The sequence below is a fragment of the Brevibacterium sediminis genome (assembly GCF_024895295.1).
Classification (GTDB): Bacteria; Actinomycetota; Actinomycetes; order Actinomycetales; family Brevibacteriaceae; genus Brevibacterium; species Brevibacterium sediminis.
In genome coordinates this window covers 423,527-434,001 of the sequence record NZ_JAHQRN010000005.1, presented here as the reverse complement: position 1 = coordinate 434,001, position 10,475 = coordinate 423,527, and the positions used below count along the sequence as shown (strand labels likewise).

The 10,475-nt window shown below is 64.7% G+C and carries 9 protein-coding genes; 4 read left to right on the top strand and 5 right to left on the bottom strand.

What is annotated here, in order from left to right; all coding sequences use genetic code 11:
- Both KTJ89_RS14205 and KTJ89_RS14200 read right to left on the bottom strand, forming a co-directional pair.
- A partial coding sequence (locus KTJ89_RS14205) for a GntR family transcriptional regulator (protein WP_172172849.1) occupies positions 1-678 on the bottom strand: 678 nt, incomplete at its 3' end.
- A gap of 2 nt (positions 679-680) precedes the next feature.
- Positions 681-2,486: a gamma-glutamyltransferase family protein gene (locus KTJ89_RS14200; RefSeq protein ID WP_259358167.1), complete on the bottom strand. Its 1,806-nt coding sequence runs from the start codon at positions 2,484-2,486 to the stop codon at positions 681-683.
- A gap of 203 nt (positions 2,487-2,689) precedes the next feature.
- On the opposite strand from KTJ89_RS14200, the gene KTJ89_RS14195 reads away from it, so the two are divergent.
- A complete protein-coding gene (locus tag KTJ89_RS14195) occupies positions 2,690-3,391 on the top strand; it encodes a YoaK family protein (protein ID WP_259358166.1) in 702 nt (233 codons plus the stop codon).
- Positions 3,392-3,470: 79 nt separating this feature from the next.
- On the opposite strand, the gene KTJ89_RS14190 is transcribed toward KTJ89_RS14195, so the two are convergent.
- On the bottom strand, positions 3,471-4,766 hold the full coding sequence (locus KTJ89_RS14190) for an MFS transporter (protein ID WP_139467796.1): 1,296 nt from the start codon (positions 4,764-4,766) through the stop codon (positions 3,471-3,473).
- Between the two features lie 79 nt (positions 4,767-4,845).
- Positions 4,846-6,309 carry a M20/M25/M40 family metallo-hydrolase gene (locus KTJ89_RS14185; RefSeq protein WP_259358165.1) on the bottom strand — a complete coding sequence of 488 codons (1,464 nt, stop codon included), beginning with the start codon at positions 6,307-6,309 and terminating at the stop codon, positions 4,846-4,848.
- Positions 6,310-6,447: 138 nt separating this feature from the next.
- Here KTJ89_RS14185 and KTJ89_RS14180 point away from each other — a divergent pair, with 138 nt between their 5' ends.
- Complete coding sequence (locus KTJ89_RS14180) at positions 6,448-7,347, top strand: LysR family transcriptional regulator (RefSeq protein WP_259358164.1); 900 nt, start codon at positions 6,448-6,450, stop codon at positions 7,345-7,347.
- Between the two features lie 49 nt (positions 7,348-7,396).
- Here KTJ89_RS14180 and soxR read toward each other — a convergent pair whose 3' ends face one another.
- Positions 7,397-7,864, bottom strand: a complete 468-nt coding sequence (gene soxR / locus KTJ89_RS14175) for a redox-sensitive transcriptional activator SoxR (RefSeq protein WP_259358163.1) — start codon at positions 7,862-7,864, stop codon at positions 7,397-7,399.
- Between the two features lie 72 nt (positions 7,865-7,936).
- On the opposite strand from soxR, the gene KTJ89_RS14170 reads away from it, so the two are divergent.
- Both KTJ89_RS14170 and KTJ89_RS14165 read left to right on the top strand, forming a co-directional pair.
- On the top strand, positions 7,937-9,406 hold the full coding sequence (locus KTJ89_RS14170; protein ID WP_139906563.1) for an MFS transporter: 1,470 nt from the start codon (positions 7,937-7,939) through the stop codon (positions 9,404-9,406).
- A 63-nt stretch (positions 9,407-9,469) separates the two neighbouring features.
- Positions 9,470-10,408: a PCC domain-containing protein gene (locus KTJ89_RS14165; RefSeq protein WP_172172862.1), complete on the top strand. Its 939-nt coding sequence runs from the start codon at positions 9,470-9,472 to the stop codon at positions 10,406-10,408.
- Positions 10,409-10,475: the final 67 nt, after the last annotated feature.

Here is a 10,475-nt window from a genome sequence, read left to right as displayed (position 1 = left end):
GGGGCGTTCGGACATGGTGGCGAAGTAGGAATCGCGGCTGCGGCGCACGTGTCGGGCCATTGTCTCGGCGGCTTGCTCGACCTGGCCAGCATCGATGGCAGCGATGATCTCGCGATGCTCCGGCCACGCCTGCGGGCCTCGACGCATGAGGTTGAGCGAGTACAGCCACTCGATCTTGCCGGATATCTGACGCAGCAGGCTGATGAACGACAGGCTCCCGCTGAGCTCGGCGACCGCGAAATGGAATCGCATATTCAGCACCGCGAGGTCTTCAAAGCGCTCATCAGCGATGACGGCGTCGCCGGCCTCGAGGATCTCGTTGATCTCTGCGCGGATCTCCGACCACTTCGCATCATGCTCGCCGCCGGCACTGAGCTCGGCGGCCCGGCGGGCGGCGCGCTTCGCGGTCGCCGATTCGAGCACGATGCGGATCTCGAACAGATCCTCGGCATCCTCGGCCGGGGAGGGCGCGACAACCGAACCGCTGAACTTCCGGGACTCGACGAGCCCATCGGCCTCAAGAGTTCGCAGCGCTTCCCGAATCGGAATCCGCGACACTTCGTAGCGTTCGGCCAGGGCGACCTCACGCAGCTTGGTCCCGGGCTCGAGCTTGCCCTTGATGATGTCGGTGCGGATCTGCGCGGCGACATCCAGTGGCGCATCGTGCGAATCAGCCATGGTCATCTCCCCGCCGCATAACCCTGCGCTCCACGCGGATTCGCTCCTGCGCTCAGCCGCCCCGTCGCCGGATCCCGGGTCACGCACGACAGCCGACCGAGCTCCCACTCCCCCGCCCTGGTCACGTCATGACCGCGGTTGATGAGCCCGTTGATGACATCCTCGCCGAGGCGGTCCTCGACGACCGCCCCACCCGGAACCCAGGTGCGCGGCCAGAACGATCCCGCCAACGCCGTCGTGTGCAGTGCCGGTGCATCGATGGCCTCCTGCGCACGGTAGCCGCCGACGAGCATGCGCAGGATCAGCAGCAGCTGCCACTGTTCCTGCTGGTCACCGCCGGGTGAGCCGAGAGCGATGATCGGCTGCCCGTCTCGGGAGATCAAGGTCGGGGTCAATGTCGTGCGCGGACGCTTGCCCGGGCGCAGTGCCGAGGGGGCCGCCTCGTCGAGCCACATCATCTGCAGCCGGGTGCCGAGGCAGAATCCGAGCCCGGGGACGGTCGGCGAGGATTGCAGCCACCCTCCGGACGGGGTCGCCGAGATCATATTGCCCCACCGATCGACGACGTCGAGGTGACAGGTGTCGCCGTTGTTCACGCCGTTCTTCTGTACGGTCGGCTCCCCGATGCCGGCTTTGATCAGCGCTTCTTTGTCATCACCTTCGGGAATGAGGGGGGTGGTGAAGACGGGCGCCGCACCGTCCCGGCCGAGACCGGGCCGGAATTCCGCCGATGCCTGCTCGGTGATGAGTTCTCGTCGGGAGGCCGCATAGGAGTCGCTGAGCAGCCAGTCGAGGTCGACGTCGGCATCGCCGTAGTAGGTGTCACGGTCGGCCATGGCCAGCTTCAGCGCTTCGAGGATCGTGTGCGCTCCGCTCTCGGTCGACGGGTCGAGGCGGTCATCGTCGAAACCCTCGAGGATCTTCAGAGTCTGCAGCAGCACCGGACCTTGACCCCAGGCACCGATCTTCGCGACCTGAAATCCGCGGAAGTCGATGGTGACGGGATCTTCGAACCCAGCGTCGAATACGGAAATGTCCTCCAGTGTCATGACTCCGGCGTGGTCGCCGCCGGTCGAATGTCTGTGCGCGGTGGTGATGAAGTCGGTGATCGCCCGCGCAACGAATCCGGACTTCCACTCCTGACGGGCCGCTCGGATCCGCTCCTCACGTGTCGCAGTGCCGTCACCGGCGGCGATGAGTTTGCGCAGCACATCGGCGTAGGCGTGGTTGAACACCAACTCGCCGGCATCGGGAACTCGGCCTTCGGGCATCCACTGTGCGACCGAGGTCGGCCAGTGCTCAGTGAAGAGTTCGCTGACCTTCGCGATCGTCCCGGCGGTTCGGGCGAGGATCGGATGTCCGTTGTCGGCGTAGTCGATGGCGAAGTCGAGGACGTCGGCGAGCTCCCACGTCCCGTGGTGTTCGAGCAGGTTGAGCCACGAGTCGACGGCTCCGGGAACGGCGGCGGCGAGAGCCCCGGAGCCGGGAACCATATCGAGGCCCTCGCCGCGGAAATGCTCGATCGTCGCCGCAGCCGGAGCCGGCCCTTGACCCATCATCACCTGTGGCCGGGAAGGCTCGGCGGCGGTGGCGAAGATCCCGGTCATGTCACCTCCGGGTCCGTTGAGGTGGGGCTCGACGACGTGGAGGACGAAGGCTCCGGCGACGGTGGCGTCGAAGGCGTTCCCACCGCGTTCGAGCACCGCCTGCGATGTTGCAGTGGCCAACCAGTGCGTCGATGCCGCCATCCCGAAGTGCCCCTCGAGGGTGGGGCGCGTGGTGAATGCTGGGGGCGGTGTAAAGGTCATGAGCGAAGTCCTTCGGCAGTGGTCAGCTGATCGTGGTTCGGCGTGCAAGCCGTGGTCAGCTGTCGATAACGACGATACCCGGACAATTCCGGTTGCCCCTCGATTGCATGCCAACCGTCACCTGATTACAGTTTGTATACAAATTGCCCCTCATGGCGACATTCCGGCACTGCCGCCGGCTCCACTCGCCCGGAAAGGACACCATGACTCGTCGCCTCGACCTGGCCATGCTCCTGCTGCTGACCTTTTCGACCGGCATGGTAGACGCCATCGGCTACCTCGGCTTCGACAAGGTCTTCACCGGCAATATGACCGGCAACGTCGTCATCCTCGGCATGGGCCTCGCCGGCGCCGACGGCGTTCCCGTCCTCCGCCCCGCCCTCGCCCTCGTGTTCTTCATGGTCGGCGCGGCGCTGTCGGGTCGCATCCTCGGCGACATCGGCGAGAACTGGCACCACCGGACGACCGCGATCTTCTCCGGCGTCGCCGTCGGCTGTGCCGCATTATCCGTCTACGTCGCGGTCGTCCCCGATCCCGAGATCGGGCTGGCCGGCACGATCTTCACCTCAGCCCTGTCCGCGCTCATGGGTGCGCAGGCCGCGGCCGCACGGAAGATGAAGATCGCCGACGTCACCACCGTGGTCGTGACCTCGACGATCGTCGGTCTCGCCGCCGATTCGAGCCTGGCCGGCGGCGACAACATCCGCTGGATCCGCCGAGCCCTCGCCGTCGTTCTCATCCTCATCGGCGCGCTGGCCGGTGCCGCCACGCTCATGCTCAACCAGTGGATCGGCATCGCTCTCGTCGCCGTCATGATCGCCGCCGCAGCCGTGATCGGTCACCTCGGCGAGAAGAAGAGACGAACCCGCGCCGAGGCGGCCGCCGCCGTTGCCTCGAACGCCTGAGTTCCGTATTCGCCCAGTCGGGGCCGTGGTCGCAATCGGCCACGGCCCCGATCTCACGGCGGCACCCATACCCTGGGCGTCAGCGCACGCCGAGCTTCTTCCACACCACGAGGATCGCCGCCACGCTCAGCGCTCCGGCGAGCAGCACCCAGTAAGCCGGGGCTTTCGCATCACCGGTGATGCCGATGAGCCAGGCCGCCACCAGCGGGGTCAGTCCTCCGAAGATGGCAACGCCGACGTTGTAGCCCAGTGACAACCCAGTCCCTCGCACCTCAGTCGGGAAGATATCGCCCATGACGCTGGCCAGCGGCCCGTAATAGGCGGCTTTCAGGATCGAGAAGATGACGACCACGACGATGAGCACCGTCAGCGCATTGGCCGCGACTACCCAGGTGAAGAGGACCCAAGTGAGCACCATGACCGCGAGCGCCGCCGGAATCATGAAGGTCAACCGTCCGACCTTGTCGCAGAAGTAGCCGGCGACCGGTGTGCAGAGGAACAGCACGAGTCCGGACACGAGGGTCGCCCAGAATCCTGCGGAGCTGTTCATACCGAGGTTGTCGACAGCGTAAGTCGGCACATACGTGATGAAGTAGTTGAGGCAGGTCGAGACAGCGATCGCACCGATCGCCAACAGCACCGCGAGTTTGTGATGTCGCAGCACCCCTCCGATTGCTGCTGCTTCCTTGGGCTTCTCAGCTTGGGCAGCGGCAAACTCGGGAGATTCGGGGACATGCCGACGTATGTAGAGTCCGACCGGGCCGACGAGGAGTCCGACGATGAATGGCAGGCGGAAGCCCCAGGTCTCGAGTTGTTCCTGCGTCAGCGTCGTCGTTACGGCCACACCGATGACGGAGGCGAGAATTGTCGACATCGCCTGCGAGGTGAACTGCCAGCTTGCAGCGAACCCTCGGCGATCGGGCAGGTGTTCGACCATGAGCGAGGTTGCCGAACCGAATTCGCCTCCGGCGGCAAACCCCTGAATGAGTCGCGCAAGCAGTATGAGCAGCGGCGCAGCCAGTCCGATGACATGAGCCGGTGGCATGAGCACGATCATCAGTGTGCCTGCGAACATCAGCCAGATCGTCAGCGTCAGTGCCGGTTTGCGTCCCTTCCGGTCAGCAAAGCTGCCGAGCACGATTGCTCCGACCGGGCGGATGAAGAAGGACAGAGCGAAAGTGCCCAAGGCCAGCATCACTGAGACCGCATGACTCTCGGAGGGGAAGAACGCCACGGAGATGTAGACGGAGAAGTACGCATAGACCGAGATGTCGTACCACTCGAGGGCGTTGCCGATCGAGGCCGCGGTGATGACCTTCCACGATTTCACCGGTTTGTTCTCAGCGGTATTCTGCGCTGACAGCTGTTCTGTCATGACTGGGCTCCTTTGCCTGCAGTGTGGTGGTGGGTCGGCTTGGTTGTCGGCGACATGGGGTCTCCGACAGCTGGCGGGATCATTTCGAGGAGAACCAGTCGCCCGGACGCATGCGCATGTCCCAGAACATTCCCGTCATGATCTCCGCACCCTGCTCGAGGATCGATACCAGCGCATGCTCATTCGGTGCGTGCTGGTTGCATCCCGGGTAGGAATGCGGCACCCAGACGGTCGGCAGTCCGAGCACTTCGGCGAAGACATCGTTCGGAATGGTTCCCCCGAGGTTCGGCTCGACGGCGACGTCGAGTCCGGTCGTTTCGCGGATCGAGTCCACCGCCGCCGTGACGACTCGTGCTTCCGGGTCCAGACGTGTGGCCGGCATGCAGTGTTCGAGCTCGACCGCGACCCCATGGATCCCTTGTTCTTCGAGGAAGGTCCGGACCCGGTTCTCGAAATCGCTGACATCCGTGCCCACGACGTATCGCAGCTGCATGCTCGCCGAGGCGGCGCCGGGAATCGCGTTGACGACCTGAGTCGGGTCGCCCGCATCGAGGGCGAGGACCTCGAGCACATTGAACGCGAAGACCCGTTCAGCGGGGCTCAGGCCAGGCTCACCCCAGTCCGGATCGGTCTCCGGAGCACCTTCCTCGGCGATGTCAGGCAGCTTCGCCACTGCATCGAGCACCGAGGCGGGGGGATCGTCAGGGCGCAGTGCAGGGATCCGAATGACGCCGTTGGCATCCACCAGAGCGTTGATCGCGGCGGCGATGACCGTGGCCGGGTTCCGCAGCCGACCGCCCCAGTTGCCCGAGTGGTGGTCGCCGTCGCGCTCGTGGGCGATGAGCCGGAAATTCAGTGCCCCACGGGAGCCGAGGAACAGTGTGGGCACCTCGGCGGCGATCCGTGGACCGTCGGAGGCGAGGAAGAGCTCGACCGAGAGGTCATCGGCATGTGCGGCCGCAAACGAGCGCAAGCCCTTGGACCCCGCCTCTTCAGCGGTCTCGATGAGGATCGTGATGTTGTAGCCGAGCCTGGCTTCGCCGGTTCCGTGCTCTGCACGGAGGCCGTCGAGCACGGTCTTCAATGCCGCCGTGTTCACGCTGTGCTGGCCTTTGTTGTCGGCAGTGCCGCGGCCATACAGGCGGTCACCGTCACGAGTGAGCACCCAGGGGTCGAGGCCCTCGGCCCACTGCGAATCGTGGGCGAACTGCACATCGGCATGGCCGTAGAGCAGCACCGTGGGCAGCTTCGGGTCCTCGACGCGCTTGGTGATGAGAAGCGGGTGTTCGTCCGATTCCGGATTGTCGTGGATGGTCGAAACGAAATCGAGTTCGTCGAGTTCTGGAACCAGCTCTTCGCTGAGGTAGGCCAGCGCTGCCGGCCCGCCTCCGGGTGCTTGGCTTTCGGTGCGCCGGGCGACTCTGCGGGATAGCCGATCGATGAAGTCTGCGCTGCGGACGAATTCGCCCGCACGCCGGGCAAGATCGGTTCGGGTTTCGGGGGAATCTTCCGCACCCTTGCGGACAGTGTTCTCTGCGTTCATGACTGTCAGCATCGCCCAGCAGACGGCTCGACAACACCCGGATCCGTCCACACCCAGGTGCGCTTCCCGCACCGAGGTGGTGCGTTTGCTGCACCACCGACGTACTCTGGAGTCGCACCCGGCCGAAGGACGACCACGATGACCGATCTCCGCAGTCTCAAGACCCTGCTTGCCGTCGTCGAATACGGGTCGATCCATCTTGCCGCGAGGTCGATCTTCATCTCGCACTCGACAGCGAGCCGTCAGATCAGGAGCCTGGAAGAGCATTACGGCACTCAGCTCTTCGAACGGACGAGTGCCGGAGTCAATCCCACAGCACAGTGCCTGGCCGTCGCGGATTTTGCTCGCCGAACCATCGCCGAGTCGGAACTGCTCGCCGACTCGTTCGGGGAGTACTCGGGCGCGGTCGAAACAGTCTCGATCGTGACGAGCACCGGGTTGGGGCAGACCGTGGTGGCCGATGCCATCAACCGACTGATGCGGATGACTGACAGAGTTCAGGTCAGCATCATCGACCGCGGTTCGGTCGAAGCTCTGCAGGTGCTGCGGAACCGTCGGGCCGACCTGTGCGTGAATTTCTCGGTCTCCAGCCACGAATTCGGAACCTTACCGGGGGTCCGCAAAGTCGCCGAAGTGGAAGCGACGAACTTTGCGATTCTCGACGGACACCATCCGCTGGCTGACCGGTCCAGTCTTTTCATCAGCGATATGACGGACTTTCCTGTCGGAACACTTCCCGCCGGGAACACTGCTCGGATGCGCATCGAGCAGGCAGTCCGGGCCCAGGGGCAGGTCTTCTCCCCGTCACTTGAGGCCACATGTCCGGTTCTCATGCTGCGCTCTCTCGTGGGAACGTCGATGATCGCGATGATGGCCGGGCGAACCATTCCGACGAATCTCAATGCAGTTGGCTGCAAAGCGATTCCGATCGTCGATCCGGATATCGAATCGCGCTACATTCAGGTCCTCGAAGCCGATCCGCGCCGCGATTCCCACGGTCTCGATCTCGTGGTGGAGGCTCTGCAGAACAGTTTGTGAGATGTTCCGGGTTCTTCACATTCTTCTTCTCGTAGAACCGCTCATCCCCTCACTCGGAGGGGAATTCCGGAAGCAGGCGCGGGCCCGAACCGATCGAGCCGAGCGCGTCATCCGGGTTGAGTACTCGACAGCTGCGCAGGGAGACGCAGCCACAGCCGATGCATTCGACGAGCTCGCTCTCCATCCGCTCGATCTCCTTGCGACGGGCCTCCAACTTGCCTCTCCAGCGCTCGCTGATTCGTCGCCAGTCAGTCTTTCCCGGCATCCGGTCCGCAGGGAGGTCCTCGAAAACCTCGGCCACCTCCGCCAGGGGAATGCCCATCCTCTTCGCCACCTGGATCACCGACACCCGGCGGAGCACATGACGGGCGTATCGGCGCTGGCCTCCGGCAGTACGGACCGAGGCGATCAGGCCCTGCCGTTCGTAGAAATGCAACGCAGAGACGGCGACTCCCGTCCGTGCGGCCACATCGCCCACGGACAGGATGTCGGTCGGCGACGGCTTTTTGTCGCTCATGGAGACCCTCTTTCCCTCGCCCGACACTGACCCATTGACCTCAACTTAAGTTGAGGTTTTAGCGTAGTCGATATGAGAGACGAACACGAGAGCGCGATTCCAGAACATCCCTCCGAAGGCGCAACCGCGGATGCCGCCGCAGCACAGTTGACGGGCGGCTGGCGGGAACTCTTCAGTGCCGAGCATGCAAGCGCTTCCCTCGTCCTCGCCGGCGGCATCGCCGTGTTCGCGATGAACACCTTCGTCACGGCAGCCCTTCTGCCGTCGACGATCGCCGACATCGGCGGGCAGCAGTACTTCGCATGGGTGACCACGGCATTCCTCGTCGCCTCTGTGCTCGCCTCAATGCTCGTCGCCAGAGTGCTCGGTTCGATGGGCGCTGCGTGGTCGTACCTGCTCGCGTTCGGCCTCTTCGCTGTCGGCTCGCTCGGCGCCGCGCTCGCTCCTACCATGGAGCTGCTGGTGATCGCGCGGGTCGTTCAGGGACTCGGCGGAGGTCTGCTCGCCGGGCTCAGCTACTCGGTGATCCGCGATGCCCTGCCGAAGCGCCTTTGGACTCGCGCGACAGGACTGGTCTCGGCGATGTGGGGGCTCGGCACACTTATCGGCCCAGCCGTCGGCGGAGCATTCGCCCAGGTCGGGTACTGGCGCGGGGCCTTCGGTCTGCTGACGCTGATATCGGTTGTGCTCGGCCTTATGGCGCTGCGCAGCCTTCCCCGCGAGGCTTCCGGTCAACGGGACTTCGGCCGCCTTCCGATCCCCTCGCTGTCGCTGCTCGTCCTTGCCTCCGCTGCCTTCAGCATTGCCGCGGTGGTTCACACGGGCTGGCCCACGACGATCGCTCTTGTTGCAGGAGCGGCACTCATCATCACCTTCATCGCCGTCGATCGGACTTCCGCTTCTCCAGTCCTCCCACACATCACCTACCAGCGCGGCAATCCGCTCAAGTGGATCTATCTCGTCATCGGGATCCTCAGCTCCGCGGCGATGGTGGAGATCTTTCTGCCGAAGTTCGGTCAAGATCTCGTCGGCATGCCGCCACTGTTGGCGGCTGTGTTCGGCGTTAGCATCTCGGTCGGCTGGAGCTTCGTCCAGCTGTTCAGCGCGAGTATCGATGATTCTCGCACCGGCCGGAGGCTCATGACCCTCGGCCCCATCCTTGTTACCGCGGGGCTGGTCATCTACGCCGCGACTCAATTCGTCGACGCGGAGTGGATCGCTTGGGTCTGGGCCGTAAGTCTGGTGCTCGCCGGCTCCGGAATCGGCCTCGCCTTTCCGCACCTCAACGTCGCGGCGATGAGCAGCAGCGATGACCCCGTCGAAGGATCCAAGGCGGCCGCCGGGCTCGGCACCGCCGAGCTCATCAGCAACACGATCGCCTCAGCACTTGTCGGAGTGTTCGTCGCCGTCGGCGGTCCGGGCGCGACCGGTGCGATGACGATGGGTGCCGGCATCGCCGTCCTAGGCGGCATCGGCATCATCGGTACCGTGATGATCATGCGCGGCACCGAGGCGGCCGCCGCCGTTCCGTCAGATGTCTGAGCTCATGTTCCACCACTTGGATCTTCGGCGACACCGGCCCTGGCGCCTGACCATAATCGAGACATGAGCAATGGAGCCGAGACGACAGCACTGCAACAGCCGACCTTCCCGCTGAAGGCACCCGGAACAGCGGTGGTCCACGCGGGTCCACGGCAGAACCCCCGCATCGTCTCCGTCCGGTCCCGCTGCACCGAGCATGTCCTCGAACTGCAGGAGGGCGCGGACCTGTTCGCCTCACTCGAAACATCCCTGACCGACTTCGCCGTTCCCGGCATCATGGCCGAGTTCGTCTCCGGACAGTTCGGCCATATCGACTATGTCCATCCGGCCTACGGCCCCGATGCCGAGCACCCGATGTCCTTCACCGAGGCATTCGCCGTCGACAGCCCCACGAAGCTTCGCCACGCATCTGCGACGATCGGCTTCCGTGAGGGCACACCGTTCTGCCACGTCCACGCCTCATGGACCGGTGCGGACGGCCAAACCAAAGGCGGACACCTGTTGTCGGGCACTCTGGCGGGGCCGGCAGGACTGACGATCCGACTCTTCACCCTTCACGATGCGAAGCTGATCAGTGAGGTCGACCCCGAGACCGGGTTCTCAGCTTTCGCCCCGACGCCCACCGACCGGGCAGTGAGGAAGTCAGAACCGCCCGAGTCTTCGGGCTCCCCCGAAGCCGTCGTCACCCGCGTACGTCCCGGTGAGATCCTCGACGAGGCAGTCCTCGCCGTCTGCCGCACCGCTGGCTTCGACTCCGCCGAGGTGGTCGCGAGTCTCGGCAGTACGACCGGAGCCGTGTTCACCGATGGCACCGCCCCGTGGCCGGCCGTCGAGTTCACCCATCTGAGCGGCGCCGTGATCGGAGCGCGAAACTCAACTCCACGGATCACCCTCTCCGGCGAAGTCGTCGACGTCGCCGGAGACGTCAGCTCCGGCACCCTCAAGCCTCAAGCCAACCCCGTGGCCGTGACCTTCGAACTCTTCGTCCGCCGCACAGCCTGACCGGACACGTCGCCCAGCCAGACAGGTCCGCAGAGACAACGATCCCCGCACCATCCTGAGGATGATG